Genomic DNA, 17,795 nt, shown 5'->3' with positions numbered 1-17,795 from the left:
TGTCCGCCCCCTGCCTGATCGGCTACTTGATCGTCAGGAACCGCTGCACGAGCGAAGCCAACAGCACCGCCAGCAGCGGCAGCGAGAACCAGAAGCTGCTCTGCAGCCACCGCAGTTGCCGCACGCTCGGCGCCACCGCCACCCGGACGACCTCGCGGGCCATCAGCAGCACGATCAGCGCGAGAGCGGCCAGGCCCCCGACCACCGACCACGGCGTCCAGGTCACCTGCGGCCCGATCGGACCGGGATCGGCCTTCGGCACCTCGCCCGCCGGCTGCTTCCGCAGCGCGTACATCGTCACGTCGGTGTTGGCGAAGACCTTCTTCAGCTCCTGCCGCTTGTCCAGGTTCCGGATCAGCCGTGACTCCCAGGTCGCCGAATAGCCCACGTCCATCCGGAGATAGGTGACCTGACCGCGGTTGATCATCAGATACGAGTTCGGGCCGGCGTCCTTGAGCGACTTGACCAGGCCCGACACCAGCACCGGGTCGACCGGCGCCAAGGTCGGCAGGTACTCCACCTTCTCCATGTCCCGCGAGCCCCACGGCATCGACGGCGTCACCACGTTGACCGGGTCGTCGCTCAGCCACAGCAGCCGCAGGGACGGATCGTCATGGGCGTACACGTACTCCATGGCGGCGACCTCGCCGGGCCGCACCCGCTCGAACGGCTCGTTGCCCCAACGGGCCACCAGGAAGCCGCCCATGAGCACCAGGCCCGCCATCAGCGCGGCCAGCGGGGCGAGGCTCACCCGGTCCTTGTCGCGCTCCTTCGCGGTGACGCCGGTGCGCGGGAACAGGGCGAGTCCGGCCAGCAGGGCCGCGCCGGGCAGGGCGAACATGAAGACCCGCAGCGCCATCTCACCGCCGTACGACTGCATGCCGAAGCCCAGGAACGGCACGAAGGTGAGGACGAGCAGCGAGCGCTCCCGGTAGTGGTGGAAGCGTCGGCGCCACCAGCCCCAGCAGGCCATCGCCATCACGCTGCCGGCCAGCAGCACGCGTGTGTACAGCACCAGCTTGTGGGTGGAGCTGCCGCCCTCGATACGGCCGGAGACGGAGGACGACACATTGCTGCCGACGCCGCCGACCCCGCCGAAGAGTTCGTCGAAGTGCCCGGACCAGTACGGCTCGGCCAGGAAGCCGATCCACACCGTCACCATGACGCCGAACAGGATGGGCAGGCCGCGCAGTTCGGACTTGCCGATCAGGACGAGCGCCGTCAGCACGCCCAGCATCACGAAGGGCGTGAGCTGGTGGGCCGGGACGCTCGCCGCGAACAGCCCGGTCACGACCATCAGGAGCACGGCCCGCTGCCGCCGGTCCGCCGGCTCGACCTCGACCTCGCCGGGCCGCCGCTTCGTCCAGATCACGTGCGGCGCCCGGAACCAGACCAGCAGGATCGCCGCGAACACCAGATACAGCAGATAGGTGAAGCCCTGCGGCGAGAAGTAGTCCTGGCCCACCCAGCCGCTGAGCACGAAGATCCAGATGCCGGTCCACTTCGCCCGCCAGCTCGCCCGCATCGAGCGCACCAGCAGGAACATCGGGACCAGGTAGAGGAGTTGCATGGCCAGCGGCCACCAGCGGATGACCTCGGTGAGGTCGCTCACCCCGCACGCCTTCGCGGCGAAGGCGGCCACCGCGAAGAAGCCCGGCCAGCTCCAGCGGGCGTCCAGGTCGGGCACGGCGGATCCGGTGCGGTCGATGTAGTCGAGGAAGCCCAGGTGCTGCCACGCCGTCGCGAACCGCGGTTCGGTCTCGATCAGCGCGGGCAGGGCGTGCAGCGACACGACCGTCGCGACCAGGGTGACCAGCAGCAACGCCCGGTGCTCCCGGCCCAGCCACAGCAGCGAGGCGAACACGACCGCCAGCAGCGCGGCCCCGGCCAGTGTCGGCAGCGGCAGCACCGAGATCAGCCCGAGCCCGCCCATCCCGTCCAGGTCGGCCTCGCCGAGCCGCAGCGCGGGTACCCAGTACAGCAGCAGCGCGGCGATCAGCAGACAGCCGAGGACCACCCCGAGGCGGGTGGGCAGCAGACGCTCACGCCAGGTGAGCGAGGGCGCGTCGGGCTGTCGTACGGCCTCTTCGTGCATGGGCGACTCTTCCCGTACGGCGGACTCCTCGCGCTCCGGTACGGCCTCGTCGCTCGCGCCCGGCATGTCGAAGTCGGCCTCGAACGGCGCGTCCACCTCGGCGGGCCCGAGCGACGCCTCCGAGCCCGGCTCCCGAACCTCGACCGGCAGCCCGACCTCGGGCTTGCGCGCCCAGGCCGGGCGGTGGTCCGGCCGGGGTTCGAGGCTTACCGGCGGCGTGCCCGTGGGCGGCGTACCCGGCCCCGGGCGGACGTCCGGTCGGCGTTCCAGGTGGTCGAAGTCGACGTGGATACCGAGAGCGAGGGTGTCGGTGTCGAGCGCCCAGGCGGGCATGCGCTTGCGCGCCCCCTCGGAGACCTCGCGCGCCCCCAGGTCGGCGAGGTCACCGTCGGGGGCCGCGTCCTCCGGGACCTCGGCCGTGGTCGCCCGCGCGATCCGGTACAGCCTGGGCGCGGCGATCGCGACGATCACCGCGAGGGAGACGATCTCGGCGACACCCGCGCCGGTCAGGCCCATGCGCGGAAGCAGCAGCAGCGTCAGGCCGAGCACCAGGGCGCACAGCAGGCCCTGCAGCCAGGCCAGTCCGGCGGTGCGGCTCTGGGCGCGCAGGACCGCGAAGTACGTCTCCATCACGACCCGCAGCAGCGCGCCGACCGCGAACCAGCGCAGCAGCGGGGTCGCCGCGTCCGCGTAACCCTGGCCGAAGACGCCCAGGATCCAGGGCGCCCCGAAGAACAGGATCGCGGCGACCGGCACCATGATCCGCGCCATGCGCCGGAACGCGGCCCGGGTGTTGGCGGCGAGCCGCCTCGGGTCGTGCGAGCCCTCGACCGTGAGGGAGGCGCCCATGTTGATGGCGAGCAGATTGACCGTGCCGCCGATGGTGGCCGTGATGTAGAAGTACGCGTTGTCCTCGGCGGAGACCTGCGCGGCCACGATCACGGGGATCAGATAGACCACGGCGAGGGAGAACAGCGAGCCGGTGTAGTCGCCCGCCAGGAACCTCCCGATCTCCTTCAGGGACGGCGGACGGGCATGCTCCTCGGTCGCCTCCTCATGGCGCGGCACCAGCCGCCGGAACACCAGCCAGCCGAGCGGCAGTACGGAAACGGCGATGGCCGCGACCCATGACACGAAGACACCGGCGGTCGGGATCGCCACCGCGAACGCCACCAGCAGACCCAGCTTCACCGCGGAGAACACGGTGTTGCCGACCGGTACCCACACCGCGCTGCGCAACCCGGTCAGCACGCCGTCCTGGAGCGTGAGCAGGTTCCAGGCGATGACGGCGACCACGAAGAAGAGCCCGCCCCGCGCCCCGTCCAGGAACCGGTACGACGGCCCCCACAGATCCAGCGTCAGCAGGAAGACGCCCGCGGCGAGGGCCACGATCACGCAACTGCCCGCGTACGTCCGGAAGATGAGCCGACCGCTCCTGCGGCCCGCCACCGGGATGAAGCGGGCCAGCGCGCCCGTCAGCGCCACGGCGGTCAGACCCGCGAGGAACTTCATCGCGGCGATCGCCGCGGAGCCCTGGCCGACCGCGGACTCGGAGTAGTAGCGGGCGGCGGCCAGCCAGAAACCGAGCCCCAGTACGGCGGAGACACCGGTGTTGATCATCAGGGCGTAGGCGTTGCGGAACAGCTGACTGCCCCCGGAGGGCCCGCCCATGCCGGGCAGGCGAAGCCGGCGCCCCGACTGCTCGGGCGCCGTCGCGTCGGTCGACGCGGGCTCGGTCTTGGTCGTCGTGTCAGACACGGGAACGGATGGCCTTCCGGCGGACCTGTCGGGCTCTGCGGACCACGGCGTACCCCTTGGTCAGGGCACGGTCCCTGGCGAAGGTGCGGGTGATCGCACGGCCCTCGACCATCCGCCGGAACTCCTCGAGGCCGGTGCCCCGGCGCACGGTCAGGCGGGTGAGGGCGTACGGCCCCTGTCGCCGCCGCGCGAGCCCGTTGTTGACGGCGAGCGCCTGGGCGTACCCCGTCTCCTGGACCGCCTCGCGCACCCGACGGCTGGAGTAGCCGTACGGGTAGGCGAACGAGGCGGGGACGGTGCCGAGTTCGTCGCTGATGATCTCCTTGCAGAGGATCAGCTCGGAGCGCAGTCTGCCGTCCGGGAGCTGGTCGAGCTGCGGGTGGGTGTGGCTGTGGCCGCCTATCTCGACGTCCGCCTCGGCGAGTTCGCGGACCTGGCCCCAGTCGAGCATGGTGTCCAGGCCGCCGCCGGTGTCGTGCGGGCCCTTCAGCCAGCCCGTGGAGACGAACAGCGTGGCCGGGAAGCCGTGCTTGGCGAGGACCGGCAGGGCATGCCGGTGCACGCCCTCGTAGCCGTCGTCGAAGGTGATCAGCACCGGCCGCTCGGGCAGCGGTCCGCCCGAACGCCAGCGCGCCGCGAGATCGGCCGTCCTGACCGGGGTCAGGCCCAGGTCGCCGATCAGCGCCATCTGCTCCGCGAACGCCTCCGGCGCCACCGAGAGGTCGCGGGTGGCGTCGTTCGGCGAGGTGGAGACCGCGTGGTACATGAGAATCGGCACACGCGCGTCGCTCATCTGATGCCCCCCTCGCTGCCGGCTTCCCCCTCGCCGGTTTCCCTTTCGGTCCCGGCCACCGAGTACGTAACGCCGCCCCGGCGGGCCCGGACACTCCCCACCACGTACCCACCGGCCGCCGTCAGCACCCCCGCGACGATCGCCCCGGCCCGTCCCGCACCGCCCGGCCGCGCCAGCACGGCGTCCCGCAGCCCGCGCGCCACGCCGGCCGGCAGCACCCGGGTGGTGTACCGGCGCTCGGACTCAAGTCCCTTGCCGGCGCCCACACTTCGGGCCACCAGCGCCTTCGACAGGCCCTCGGCGTAGGTACGCGTGCGGAAGTACCGGAAGTGCTCGCGCGCTCCGGGCACCCGGTGGTGGATCACCGCACGGTCGTCGATCAGCAGCACCGCGTCCGGTCGCGCCCGCGTCAGCCGGATGCACAGCTCCGTCTCCTCGCCGCCCAGCGGCAGCCGGTCGCCGTCCCGCCCGATGCCGGAGGCGAAGCCGCCCGCGAAGTCGAACGCCGTACGCCGGAAGGACGCGTTGCCGCCGAGGACGTTGCGCACCTTCACCCGCCCGCGCGGCAGGCCCCGGTAGGTGCAGCCCACCACCCAGTCGAACTCCTCCGGGAACCAGGCCGGCCGCCGCCCCGACGCCCAGATCGGCTCGGTGCGCCCGCCCACGGCCATGACGCTCGGGTCGGCGTACCCGGCCGCGAAGTGCCTCAGCCAGTCCCGCTCGGCCACGGCGTCGTCGTCGAGGAACGCGATCACCTCGCCGTACGAGGCGGCGATGCCGGTGTTGCGGCCGGCGGACAGGCCGCGCGGGCCCGCGTTGGCGAGCACCCGGATGCCGGTCGCTTCCTTGTACTCCTTGGTCAGCCGGTCCAGGAGCGCCTCGTTGTGGTCGACGACCAGCAGCGTCTCCAGCGCCGGATACGCCTGCGCCCGCACCGAGGAGACCGCCGCGAGGATGTCCCCCCAGCGGTCCTCGGTGTACACGCAGATCACGACGGAGATGTCGGGACCGCTCAAGACGCCTCTCCCCGCACCGAGTGAGCCGAGTGAACCGGGCGAACCGAGTCGAGCGTCGGGGAGTGCGCGGCGGCACTGCGGCGGCGCAGCGCACGCCGGTTGGAGCGCTCCTTGAGGATCACCTTGAGCACCCTCAGCCCGTCCCGCACGGCCCGCAGATTGCTCGTGCCGTGGATGCGGAGGTACTCGTGGCTGGGGATCTCCTGCACCTTCAGCCCCGCCTTGACGACCCGGATGTTCATCAGGGTCTCCACCTCGAAGCCGGTGCAGTCGAGGTCGATCTTGTCCAGGCAGTGCCGCCAGAACGCGTTGTATCCATAGCAGAGATCGGTGTAGCGGGCGCCGAACTTGCGGTTGACGGCCGTGCACAGCGCCCAGTTGCCCAGCTTGCGGATCGGCGTCATGTCGTCCGTGCCGCCGCCGTTGGCGAAGCGGGACCCTTTGGCGAAGTCCGCGCCCGAGACGAGCGCGGAGACGTAACTCACGATCTCCTGGCCGTCGGCCGAGCCGTCCGCGTCGACCATCACGATGATGTCGCCGGTGGCCGCCTCGAACCCGGTGATCAGGGCATCCCCCTTGCCCTTGCCGAGCTGTCGCACGACCTTGACGTCCGGCCACAGCTCACGGGCCACTTCGACGGTGTCGTCGGTGGAGTTGCCGTCCACCAGGACGACTTCGTGTATCCAGTCGGGCAGCGTCTTGAAGACGTACGGGAGATTCTCCGCCTCGTTCATGGCCGGAATCACCACGCTCACCGGCGGCGCGATGGCCATGTGTGAGGAGACAGGGCGGTACTTGCCGGCTGTTGACAGATCTTGGTCCGCAACCGCCGGGCGCAGAACAGAACTCATGAGTCTGGTCCCTCTCGTCCGGTGGACCGCCCGCCCCTGGGCGGCCCGGTGTCTTGTCCGGTTCGAAAGGGGGGTTCTCACTCACGGCACGGATGACTGGCTCCGCGCCAACTGGCTTTCCGTGGACGTGAAGTGAGCTGGCAAATCTGGCCGACCGCCGCCTGAACGGCAGCCGGTCGCGCGGCACGACTCGGTCACACATGCGAACACCGTCACCGAGCACCCCCCTACCGCGCCCCGCGCCGGGACTGTCGCGGTCCTTGAGCCCTCCCCTGGGCCGCTGATGACAGTCCGATGCGCGTGAGATGTACGACAGTATTGATGATTGAGCCTGTATGGCAAGAGCTGGAACGAGCTCTCACGTTTTTGTTGGTTTGACCGGAGTTACCTACCTGGAGCGGATCCTCCCCATGCGCTTGAGGAGCCGGTCCGCCGGTTCGAACAGCTCCGGCCGGGTCTGCACGGTGTTGCGCAGCGCCCGGACCGGGGCACGGCGTGCCCGGTGTCCGAACGCGACCGGGTGACGCCGGGTCACCCACCCCTCCGACACCATCAGCTCGCGTGTCTTCAGGGAGTCCTTGTATTCCTTCTGGCCCCGGCCGAGATCGAGATAGGCGATGCCGTCGGCGGCGGCCGCCTCGGCCATGCGCAGATGCAGGACCAGCCCCGGCGAGTACTTCGAGAACGCCGGGTCGTATGCCGGGAACCAGCAGGCCAGCACCCGTTCGGTGCGCAGCCCGAAGTGCGCGGCGATCGGCTTGCCGCCCGCGTACAGCACCGACAGGATCCCCGCGAACGGCTCGGAGCGGGTGTGGAACAGCTGATCCACGAGCCGGGTGATCCACTCGTGCGCGAAGCGGTCACTGCGCCCCGTCCTGCGGTACTGCGCGGACTTCCAGGCCATCAGCGTGCGCAGCGCGGCCGGATCGCGCTCGTCGTGCACATACCGCACACCCTCGTGGTCCCGGCCCAGCTTGCGCTCCTTGGCGAGCGTCGACTTGGTGAACTTCGGTGACTGCGCGCGGAGTTGGCTCAGATACGCCTCGTACCCCTGGTCGACGTCCATGACCGGGGACGGGAACCTGCCGGACGCCTCCGCCTCGAACGCCGCCTGGCCCTCCACCAGGTGGTCGAACTCCCATACGGCGAGCCCGCACGCCTTCAGCAGCTCCCTGGCGTCCCAGGTGAACCCGGGCCGGTGCACCAGCCCCTGGGCGTCCGAGACGCCGAGGCCGACGGCCCGGCCGACACCGGCCGCAGTCCGCTGGAACGGGAAGAACGCGGCCGGCTCACCGCCCTCCCGTACGACCGCGATCCGCACCCCGCGCCGGCAACGGCCGACGGCGAGCACGAACTCGGGGGAGAGGAAGGGGTTGCCCAGCTCGGGCGAACCCTGCAGATGGGCCTTGGACTGCATCGATGTCCACGCCGCCCGGTCGGCGGAGCTCAGCTCGCCGGGGCGGTACACGCTGATGTCCACGTCAGTCAGTCCGCCTTCGCGTCGTACGGCCGCGCAGCCGCCGCACCAGGACCAGCAGGAGAATGACGGCGCTGATCGCGGTCACGGCCACGATCCCGCCGCGTACCGACCACCGGTGCACGGCGAGCATGCCCTGCGCCACCAGCATGTTGACGACGACCGCGCCCGCGACCGAGGCGACGGTCCGGCCGAAGGGTTCCAACCCGCGCAGCGCCGCGGCGATCGCCGCGGCCGGTGCGGCGAGCAGGAAGAACAGCGTGAACGGGCCGCGCAGCGGCGAGCCCGAGTCGACCAGCGCGAGCGCCGCGCCGAATCCCCCCGCCGCCGTGGCGGCGCCCGCGAGCAGCGGCGCCAGGTCCCTCCCCGGTCCTGGTCGCACACGCCCGCCGTCCTGAGCCTCGGCTCTGGATGAAGCTGTCTTGATACGTGCCTTGATACGTAAGGTCTGCATTGGCGACTTTGCCCCCCGAAGCGCCGGATGCCGGGCTTCAATGTGGCTCAGTTCCGTGGGGGCCGTCAAGACGTCCCCCGGAGACGGCGGGCGCCTCCGGGGGACGGTTCGTTCAGCTTGTGCGGTGTGCTGTGACGGGAGTCGTCACGGGAGCCGCTACGGCACGAGCTTCAGCAGCCGGTTCGGCGAACCGGTGCCGGGGCTGGTGACCGCGTTGGTGGTGGCGCCGCTCGTCAGGGCCGAGGCGACCGCGGCCGGGGTGGCCGAGGTGTGGCCCGCCAGATAGACGGCGGCCGCACCCGCGACGTGCGGGGTGGCCATCGACGTGCCGGAGATGGTGTTCGTGGCGGTGTCGCTGGTGTACCAGCCCGCCGTGATGGAGGAGCCGGGCGCGAAGATGTCCAGGACCGAGCCGTAGTTCGAGTAGCTGGCCCGGGCGTCCGAGCTGGTGGTGGCGCCGACCGTGATCGCCGCCGAGACGCGGGCCGGGGAGTACGAGGAGGCGTTGGCACTGCTGTTGCCCGCCGCCACCGCGTAGGTCACCCCGCTGGCGATCGAGTTGGCGACCGCGGTGTCCAGCGAGGTGGAGGCGCCGCCGCCGAGCGACATGTTGGCGACCGAGGGACCGGAGTGGTTGTTCGTCACCCAGTCGATGCCCGCGATCACGCCCGCGGTGGTGCCGGAGCCGGCGTTGTCGAGCACGCGCACCGCCACGATGTTCGCCTTCTTGGCGACTCCGTAGGTGGAACCCGCGATCGTGGTGGCCACATGGGTGCCGTGGCCGTTGCCGTCGGAGGCGGTGGTGTCGCCGTCGACGGCGTCGTAGCCGTAGGAGGCACGGCCGCTGATCTGCTGGTGCGTGATGCGCACGCCGGTGTCGATGACGTACACGGTCACGCCGCTGCCCGCGGTGTCCGGGTAGGTGTAGGTGCCGGAGAGCGGAAGCGAGGTCTGGTCGATGCGGTCCAGGCCCCAGGGGGCGCTGGACTGCGTGGCGTCCATCTTGACCCGCTGGTTCTGCTCGACCGTCGCCACCGCCGGGTCGGCGGCGAGTCTCTTGGCCTCGGCCGCGGAGAGGGTGGCGGCATAGCCGTTCAGCGCGGTGCCGAACGTCTTGTTCACCGAGCCGCCGTACTCCTTGATCAGGCTCTTGCCCGCGCTGGAGGAGGCCTTGAGGCCGGCGCTCTTCTTGAGCGTGACGATGTAGCTGTCCTTGATCGCCGTGGGGGAACCGGCGGCCAGGATCTTGCCCTCGGCCGGGGCGGCCTGGGCGGGGAGGGACGTGAGTCCGCCGACGAGGGCGGCGGTCGCCAGGCTGGTTATCGCGGCGAACCGGAACTTCTTGCTACGCAGTTGTGCCATTACGAGGGAGTCCTCCTCTTGGCGGCGCGCATGGGTGGTGCGCGCACATGTGGGGGGTGCGCGCGTCCTCGCACGCACGGCCCGGAACGGCGCGTTCCCGTTCCGGGCCGAGGTAAAGGATCTGTGCTCCCGGTATGGAGGACAAGGGAGTTGACGACCTGTCAACAAGCCTGTCATGAACACGAAATCAATCTCATGGGCAACTCATAGGTTGCGGCCCGCGATGACCGGAAAAGTCTTGGCATGAACACTTCCCGTCAACACGCGTAGTTGGTACGACGGTTACAGCAGAGATCCTGCTATAGGGAGGTTCCATGAGACGTTCCCGATTTACCGCATACGTCGCCTCACTCCTCCTCGCAGTCAGCGCCGCCCTCGCCGGGACCGCCACCGCACAGGCCGCCGACACCGCTGCCACCGGCGGCTATGTGGCCCTCGGCGACTCCTACTCCTCCGGCCTCGGCGCGGGCAGCTACATCAGCTCCAGCGGCGACTGCAAGCGCAGCACGAAGGCGTACCCGTACCTGTGGGCCGCCGCGAACTCACCCTCGTCGTTCGACTTCACCGCCTGCTCCGGCGCTCGTACGAGTGATGTCACGGCCAGTCAGCTCGGCCCGCTCGACTCCACCACCGCGCTCGTGTCCATCACGATCGGCGGCAACGACGCGGGCTTCGCCGACATCATGACGACCTGTGTGCTCCAGTCCGACAGCGCCTGCGTCTCACGGATCAACACCGCGAAGGCGTTCGTCGACTCGACGCTGCCCGGCCGGCTCGACACCGTCTACACCGCCATCCGGACCAAGGCCCCGTCCGCCCATGTGGTCGTACTCGGCTACCCCCGCTTCTACAAGCTGGGCGCGTCGGGCTGCCTCGGTCTGTCCGAGACCAAGCGCAGGGCGCTCAACGACGCGGCCGACTACATCGACGCCGCGACCGAGAAGCGAGCCCTGGACCACGGATTCACCTTCGGCGACGTGCGGCCCACCTTCACCGGGCACGAGATCTGCTCAGGCAGCTCGTGGATGCACGCCGTGAACTGGCTCAACATCCCGGAGTCGTACCACCCGACGGCCGCGGGCCAGTCGGGTGGTTATCTGCCGGTGCTGAACAGCGCGGCCTGATCTCCTGGGACGCCGGCTCTCCTACGAGGTCGGCGACACCGTAGGTGATGGCGAGACCCCGCCCGTCGGGGTCTCCGTCACACACGTCACCGAGAACGCCACCGAGTCGGACTTCGTCTCCACCGGATCGCGGACCTCGACGCTGATCTCGTTCTCGAACGTCCCGCTCTCGTCGTACGTCGTCACGAACGCCCGGTCCTGCTTGGTCCGTTCGCCGCCCTCCGGGAACGACAGGGTCTTCCAGCCCGAATCCATGACCTCGCCGTCCTCGGACACCCAGCGATAGCTGACCTCGGCCGGCAACCGCCCCACCGTGAACGTGGCCGTGAAGGACGGCGCCTCGCCGCTCGGCGGCGGACAGGACCCGGAGTACTCCGTGTCGGCCCCCGTCAGCGTCACCTTCACGGACTGCGGCGCCGGAGCGGTCGTACGGCTGCTGCTCGGGGTCGGTGTCGGGCTCTCGGCCCCGCCGGAGGTGTTCTCGTCCCCCGTCCCGGTGGGCGCGGTCGCGTCATTCTCCTGGCTGGTGGTGTCGCCGCCCGCCTCGTCGCCGTTGCCCCCGCGGTTGAGGAGGGCGTACGTCAGCCCCGCCAGAGCCAGTGCGAGGGCGGCGAGGCCCGCGATCAGGGCGACGACGGCGCGGCGGTTGCGGTCGGGACGGTCCGGACCGTCGGGCCTCGTGGCGGAGGTGGGAGTGCCGGTGAAGGGCCGGGTCGGCGCGGGCGGCGGGACCGGGGCCGTCGGGCCGGTCCGTCCCGGTGCGGGGAAGGCCGCGACGGTCGGCGTGTAGGGGCTTGCCCCCGTGGTGTCCGCGCGAGGTGTGCCTCCCGCCCCGATGGTCCGCAGGTCCTGCTCGGCCCGGTCGGCCGGCAGCCGCTCGGCCGGGTCCTTGCGCAGCAGCCCCTCGATGACGGGGGTGAGCGGGCCGGCCCGGCGGGGCGGCGGGAGCTCCTCGTCGACGATCGCGCGCAGGGTGCTCAGCGGGGTGTCCTGGCGGAACGGGGAGTTGCCCTCCACGGCCGCGTAGAGGAGTACGCCGAGCGACCACAGGTCGGACTCCGGGCCGGGCGTGCGGCCCAGCGCCCGCTCCGGGGCCAGGAACTCGGGGGAGCCGATGACCTCGCCGGTCATCGTCAGCGCGGAGCTGCCCTCGACCATGGCGATACCGAAGTCGGTCAGGACGACCCGGCCGTCGTTCGACATCAGCACGTTGGCCGGCTTCACGTCCCGGTGCAGCACCCCCGCCTCGTGCGCGGCCCGCAGCGCCGCCAGCACCTCGGCGCCGACGTGCGCGACCCGCTGCGGGCTCAGCGGGCCCTCGGCGTCCAGCAGCTCGGCCAGCGAGATACCGCGGACCAGCTCCATCACGATCCAGGGTCTGCCGTCCTGCGTGGCCACGTCGTACACCGTGACGACATTGCGGTTGGCGACCCGCGCTGCCGCCCACGCCTCGCGCTCCAGCCGGGCGTACATCCGCTCGACCTCCGGCGCCGGCAGCCCGTGCGGCGCACGCACCTCCTTGACGGCGACCTCGCGGTGCAGCAGCTCGTCACGGGCCCGCCACACGGTGCCCATGCCGCCCTCGCCGAGCGGGGACAGGAGGCGGTAGCGGCCCGCGATCAGACGTTCACTGCCCGATTCTTCGGACACGGGCGTCCCCCATTCGCATCCGTGCGAAATCTCCAGTCCGAGCGATTTCCAGACAAAAGTAGCTCAGCCGAGTGCGGATGCCGCCCCCTGGAGAACCAATCCGGCCCCGATCAGCACGACGAGCACCGCGGATCCCAGTGGTGCGATCCTGCGGACGAAGACCGTCAGGGGGTGGGCCGTCCAGCGGGGCTGGTTGTCCAGCAACCGTGTCACTCCCGTACCCAGCCTCACGACGGCGAACCCGGCCGCGGTGAGGGTGAGCGCGAGTCCGACGCCGTACGCCACGACGAGCAGCAGCCCGAACCACGCCTTCCCGAGCGCCGCCGCGCCCACGAGCACGACGACCGCGGAGGGACTGGGCACGAGTCCCCCGGCGAAGCCGAGGAGGATCGTGCCGCGGAGGGTGGGGGCGGTGGCGTGCGTGTGGGTGAAGCCGCCGTGGGTGTGGGTGAGGAGGCCGTGGGCGCGGGTGGCGGTGTGGCCGTGCTCGTGCCTGTGCTCCTGGGCCTGATGGTGGTCGTGCTCGTGAGGCTGGCTGTGGTCGTGGGCGTGGCCCGGCGTGGGCGCGAGGGCGTCCGCGGCGGCGTGGCCCCGCGCGGCGACCAGGACCGGTCGGCGCTCGTGGGTGTGGTCGGCCTCGTGGTCGTGGTGGTGCCGGTGCGTGTGGTGGTGCGGGTGGGTGTGGTCGTCGTGATCGTGGGAGGGCCCGTGTCCGTGCGCATGGTCGCGCCCGTGTGCGTGGCCGTGTATCCCCGGGTGTCCGTGCCTGCGGACGTGCCAGGCCCGCCGTACGAGGGTCGCGCCCGCCGCGATCACCAGGGCGCCGCTCGCGATGCCCAGCCAGGTGATCACCGAGGGGGCCGCCGCCGAGCCGGCCGTGACCAGGACGCCCAGGGCGACCACGCCCAGGGTGTGCGTGACCGTCACCGAGGCGGCCAGGGGCAGCACGTCCTTCATACGGGCCCGGCCGCCGCGGGCCGCCGCCACCGCGGCCATCAGGGTCTTGCCGTGGCCCGGGGCGAGCGCGTGCATCGCGCCGAGGAAGACCGCGATGACCAGGGCGAGGGCGGCGAAGCCGACGGTGAGGTCCTGGCGGGAGACCAGGCCGTCCAGGGCACGCGTCCAGCGGTCGGCGCCACGCGGCAGGACGGAGGAGGCGGGGGTGTCCTGCTCCGCCTGGGCCAGGGCCGGTCCGCCGGGGCGTACGCGTACGGACGCGGTCCTGGTGTCGGCCGGGGAGGACAGCAACTCCTCGGGGTACTCGGTCAGTTCACGGGAGACCGACTCCTTCGGCACGTCCGAGGCGGTGAGTGTCATCCGGTCGCCGCGCGCCGTGATCTCCCGCCAGCCGGGGCCGGCCTGCGCACCCGCGCCGCGGAAGCCGAGGGCGACCGAGGCGTCCTCGGGGAGCGGTGCCGTCAGCCGGCACTCCACGCGGAGGGTGTCCAGCCCCGCCTGACCGGGCCGCACGCGCGCGTGGCTGCTGTTCGGCGTCAGATCGACCGTACGGCCGTCCACGGTGACCTCGCTGCCCCGCGCGGCCCGCGCGCACCGCTGCCGGGCCCACGCCGTCATGCCGCCCGCCTTCTCGATGTCCGGCTTCGCCTGCGTCGCCGGGATCTCGGCGAGGTCCTCGACGTGGTGGACGCGCAGTTCGCCGGGGGCGGCGACGAGGCCGTCGTAGCGGTTGACGGTGAAGTTGCCGAGGGGATGCGCGCTCGCGGGCGGGGAGGAAAGCAGCGCGAGCGCGCAGGCCGCCGTGAGCACGGCGGCGGACGAGGCGAACAGCCGACGAGGGGTCACTTGGCCGCCTCCAGGTCCTTGAGCGCCGTACGGGCCTCCCGGGCGCCCAGCGGTGAGAATCCGGGGTTCAGCTTCAGCGCGGCCTCGAGGTGCTCGCGGGCGTCCTCGGTGTGGCCCGTGGCGCGCTCGATGATCCCGCGATGGTGGAGGAACGCGGCGTTGCGGTAGCCGGTGGCCGTGGCCCTGCGGGCGTAGGGGAGGGCTTCCTCGTCCTTGCCGTTGACGTGCAGCGCCCAGGCGAGGGCGTCCGCGGTGTGCACGGTCTGGCGGCGCTTCCACTCGGCGCGGGCGGCCCGCAGGGCCGACGCCTTGTCTCCGTGGTCGGCGGCCGCGAGAGCGGTGTCGAGGTCGGCGTTGACGCCGTTGGCGCGGGCGAGGGCCGTCCAGGCGTCGACCAGGGCGTACTGGTCGTCGGCCTTGACCTTCTCGCCGGTCGCCTCGTACAGCTCGCCGAGTTCGACGAGCGGGCCGGGGAGCGGGTAGCGGGCGACGACGTCCTTCAGGCCCTTGAGCGCGCCCGTCCTGTCGCCGCTCGCCGCCTGTGCGCGGGCCCGGCCCTCGAGGGCGGGGACGTAGTTCTCGTCGGCGGCCAGGGCGCGGGCGTAGTGGGTGAGCGCCGTGTCGTAGTCGCCCTGGTTCCAGGCGAGTTGGCCCAGCTGGGTGGCGACGTACGCGATGTCGCCGGGCGTGACGGCGGAGGAGAGCGCCTGTTCCAGGACACGTTCGGCGGTCCGTACGTCGCCGCGCAGTTCGTGTACGTACGCGTAGCGCGTGAAGACCGGGATGCCCGGGCGGCGGTCGTCGGCGGTGTCGGCGGCCTTGGCGGCGTCGGGGTAGCGGCCGAGTTCGACCAGGGCGTCGACCCGGGTGCACAGGGCGCGTTCGCTGTACGGGTTCACCTTCAGGGCCCGGTCGGCGTAGTTCAGGGCGTCCTCGAAGTCGTGCCGGGCCGCGGCGAGGGCGGCTCGGCCGGCGAGGGCCTGGTCGTTGTCGGGTTCGAGGGAGAGGGAGCGCCGGAAGGCCCGGTCGGCCTGGGGGTAGCGGGAGGGGTCGCCCTTGGTGCGGGCCTGTTCGACGTAGGCGAGGCCGAGGGTGGACCAGCCGGTGAAGTCCCTTGGCTGGGCGCGGAGGTGGGCCTGGAGGGTGGTGATGCCGGCGTCCAGGTCGCCGCTGGCGAGGAGGCCGGGGGACACGGCTGCGGCGGCGGGGGCGACGGTCGCGGGGGCGTTGTCGCGTACGGCACCGATCGCGATCGATCCGGCGGTGAGTGCTATGGCCAACAGGGCCGTGCAGCCGGCGAGGTGGAGGGCGCGTCGGCGGCGTCCGGCCGCGGCGGCGCGGCGTACGGCGGTGACGCGCTGGTCGCCGGGTTCCTCGCCCCCGCCGCCCCTACCCGTCCCATCCTGAACGGGCTCCGCCCCTTCGGCCCCGCCAGGGGGCTCCGCCCCCTGGACCCCCGTCGGCCCTGAAGGGGCCTCGTCCTCAAACGCCGGACGGGCTGGAATGCTGAGCCCCGTGCCCCGGCGCCTCGCGGCAGCCATTCGCCGCACGGCGGCAACGCGCTCACTGGGCTCCTTGTTCTCCGGTGCGCTGTCGTTCGTACGCGGGGCCATGCCCTCTCCTCGGCTTTCCAGGAACGGTCGTTGTCGCGTGCGGCGGCGCGGCCCGCGCCGTGGGGGATGCGCGGGCCGCGCCAGCTGGGGGTCGCCCCGTAAGGGGCGCGGGCCGTGTCGATATGCGGCTGCGCCGCGTGGGCGCGACCAGCCACACTGGACCCGCAGACGACCGACGGCCTAGTAGGCGCGATCCCGCATCCGGCGCCACCACATCAGCGCCCCGCCGATCAGCAGGATCCCCAGCGCGCCGGCGCCCGCCGACCCGGCGATCAGGGTCGTGTCATCCATGCCGGAGGCACCCGCGCCGGCCGGCTGGAGGGCGTCGCCGAGCTGGCTGCGGACGTCGGTCTCGCCGTCCGTGCCCTTGGCGAGCGGGCCCCGGGAACCCTCGGTCGGCAGGGCCACGTACGGGAAGGCCTTCTCGAAGTCCTTGTCGTTCTTGTCGACCGCGTCACCCAAGTCGTTCTTGGCGCCGAGCAGTTCACCCTCGACGACCTGGAGCGAGGCGTCGATCACGTCGTCGGTGAGGCGACGGCCGTTCGGGAAGCCGGCGGTGTCGCCGTCGAGGACGCCGAGCCGCTTGGGTTCGGCGGCCGGCTTGATCGAGGTGTTCAGGCGCAGCATCTCCGAAGCTGTCACGTGCGGCGGCTGGTTGAGGTCCTTCACGCCCTTGAGGAAGACGTCGACCAGGTCGTTGCGCGGCTCGTCCGGCGCCGGGATCTTGTAGATCGCCTCGATGAGCTTGGGCAGCTCGGGGTTGGTGACGTTCTTCAGGAACTGGGCGTCGTCCCAGGGCGAGGAGGCGTTGAACTTGTCCTTGTCCTTGAGGGGGTTCACGACCTCGTTCACGAGCGGGTTACCGAGGCGGGAGACCTGCTCGAAGTAGCCCTTGGCGTTCTTGCGCTGGGTCGTCGACCAGATGCCGACGATCGGCTGGTCCGCGGACTCGGCGATCATGTGCGTCGGGACCTGCAGGGCGATGGAGTTGACGTTGTAGCCCTTGAGCGTGTCGTTGCCGACCTCGGAGAGGTTCCCGCCGTAGAGGAGGTCGAAGACCCGCAGGTCGAGGAAGAACGGGTCGTCGGCCTGCCCGGCGAACGACGTCGCGTCCCCGGCCAGCTTGTGGACGGCCTGTTCGCGCAGCTTGGCGTAGTCCGGCATGGACGCCTTGCCGACGTTCGAGGGCGCCACCGGTACGTCGTTGGCGACCTTCGTCTTCGACACCAGGTGCTGGTCCTTGAGCTTCAGCAGCTCGATGTCGTACGTCTGCGTGATGTTGAGGTCCTTGTCGTCGAGGCTCTCGACCGGACCGGTGTTGTACAGGAACGTCTTCTTGTTCTTGATGTGCGTGTCGAAGGTGAAGCGGTAGAGCAGGTCGCCCTGCGCGTCACCGTCGTTGTCGATGTGGAGGTCGTACTGGGCGTCCTCGGCGAACGTGAAGAAGTTCGGGCCGCCGGCCGGCTCCTCGAACGGGATCCAGTTCGCGATGATCGTCGTCGTGTCCGGCTTGTCCGGGCTGACGAACGCGTACACGTCCGTGTTGTCGTACTGCGGCGTCCCCGAGATCAGCGGGGCCTCCCGGTGGCTGGAGGCGTAGGCCGCCCCCGGCCCCAGCGCGGCGACGCCGGCGGCTGCGAGCCCCCCGGCGGCCAGCGCACCACATACGAGGGTCGCGAGGCCCTTGCGTCCCGCACCGCTCCTGGAAATAGGTGTCATGCCGTCCGTCCTCAGTGCCAACTTGCCTGACGAACCCGATTCGGAGCCGTCGCCAGGGTGGATTGGTCGAATCCCAAGCG

At 71.3% G+C, this 17,795-nt stretch carries 12 protein-coding genes; 1 reads left to right on the top strand and 11 read right to left on the bottom strand.

Translation table 11 applies throughout. From position 1 onward, the window contains the following. Positions 1 to 22 precede the first annotated feature (22 nt). The 7 genes from ACIREI_RS17605 to ACIREI_RS17575 form a co-directional block, all read right to left on the bottom strand. On the bottom strand, positions 23 to 3,853 hold the full coding sequence (locus ACIREI_RS17605; RefSeq protein ID WP_403333554.1) for a lipopolysaccharide biosynthesis protein: 3,831 nt from the start codon (positions 3,851 to 3,853) through the stop codon (positions 23 to 25). Beyond that, positions 3,846 to 4,646: a polysaccharide deacetylase family protein gene (locus ACIREI_RS17600; RefSeq protein WP_403333552.1), complete on the bottom strand. Its 801-nt coding sequence runs from the start codon at positions 4,644 to 4,646 to the stop codon at positions 3,846 to 3,848. The genes ACIREI_RS17605 and ACIREI_RS17600 overlap by 8 nt, the downstream gene beginning before the upstream one ends. Continuing rightward, positions 4,643 to 5,662 carry a glycosyltransferase family 2 protein gene (locus ACIREI_RS17595; protein ID WP_403333550.1) on the bottom strand — a complete coding sequence of 340 codons (1,020 nt, stop codon included), beginning with the start codon at positions 5,660 to 5,662 and terminating at the stop codon, positions 4,643 to 4,645. The genes ACIREI_RS17600 and ACIREI_RS17595 overlap by 4 nt, the downstream gene beginning before the upstream one ends. Beyond that, a complete protein-coding gene (locus tag ACIREI_RS17590) occupies positions 5,659 to 6,513 on the bottom strand; it encodes a glycosyltransferase family 2 protein (RefSeq protein ID WP_403333548.1) in 855 nt (284 codons plus the stop codon). The genes ACIREI_RS17595 and ACIREI_RS17590 overlap by 4 nt, the downstream gene beginning before the upstream one ends. A 388-nt stretch (positions 6,514 to 6,901) precedes the next feature. Beyond that, a complete protein-coding gene (locus ACIREI_RS17585) occupies positions 6,902 to 7,993 on the bottom strand; it encodes a GNAT family N-acetyltransferase (RefSeq protein ID WP_403333546.1) in 1,092 nt (363 codons plus the stop codon). Position 7,994: 1 nt separating this feature from the next. Then, complete coding sequence (locus ACIREI_RS17580) at positions 7,995 to 8,372, bottom strand: hypothetical protein (protein ID WP_403333544.1); 378 nt, start codon at positions 8,370 to 8,372, stop codon at positions 7,995 to 7,997. A gap of 228 nt (positions 8,373 to 8,600) precedes the next feature. Next, positions 8,601 to 9,806: a S8 family peptidase gene (locus ACIREI_RS17575; RefSeq protein WP_403333542.1), complete on the bottom strand. Its 1,206-nt coding sequence runs from the start codon at positions 9,804 to 9,806 to the stop codon at positions 8,601 to 8,603. A 314-nt stretch (positions 9,807 to 10,120) separates the two neighbouring features. Between ACIREI_RS17575 and ACIREI_RS17570 the strand changes: the two genes are divergently transcribed. Continuing rightward, positions 10,121 to 10,930: an SGNH/GDSL hydrolase family protein gene (locus ACIREI_RS17570; RefSeq protein ID WP_403333540.1), complete on the top strand. Its 810-nt coding sequence runs from the start codon at positions 10,121 to 10,123 to the stop codon at positions 10,928 to 10,930. Positions 10,931 to 10,951: 21 nt separating this feature from the next. Here the strand turns inward: ACIREI_RS17570 and ACIREI_RS17565 are convergent, their stop codons facing one another. From ACIREI_RS17565 to ACIREI_RS17550, 4 genes are all read right to left on the bottom strand, one after another. Next, positions 10,952 to 12,580 carry a protein kinase gene (locus tag ACIREI_RS17565; protein ID WP_403333538.1) on the bottom strand — a complete coding sequence of 543 codons (1,629 nt, stop codon included), beginning with the start codon at positions 12,578 to 12,580 and terminating at the stop codon, positions 10,952 to 10,954. A 63-nt stretch (positions 12,581 to 12,643) separates the two neighbouring features. Further along, the gene (locus ACIREI_RS17560; protein WP_403333536.1) at positions 12,644 to 14,383 is read right to left on the bottom strand and encodes a nickel transporter; all 1,740 of its coding nucleotides are present in this window, start codon (positions 14,381 to 14,383) and stop codon (positions 12,644 to 12,646) included. Next, positions 14,380 to 15,996, bottom strand: a complete 1,617-nt coding sequence (locus ACIREI_RS17555; protein ID WP_403333534.1) for a tetratricopeptide repeat protein — start codon at positions 15,994 to 15,996, stop codon at positions 14,380 to 14,382. The genes ACIREI_RS17560 and ACIREI_RS17555 overlap by 4 nt, the downstream gene beginning before the upstream one ends. Before the next feature lie 180 nt (positions 15,997 to 16,176). After that, positions 16,177 to 17,715, bottom strand: a complete 1,539-nt coding sequence (locus tag ACIREI_RS17550) for a DUF4331 domain-containing protein (RefSeq protein ID WP_403333532.1) — start codon at positions 17,713 to 17,715, stop codon at positions 16,177 to 16,179. Positions 17,716 to 17,795: the final 80 nt, after the last annotated feature.

The organism is Streptomyces sp. NPDC093591 (assembly GCF_044764885.1).
Classification (GTDB): Bacteria; Actinomycetota; Actinomycetes; order Streptomycetales; family Streptomycetaceae; genus Streptomyces.
Note: the sequence above shows the minus strand (reverse complement) of the source record. Positions and strands in the feature narration are given on the sequence as shown.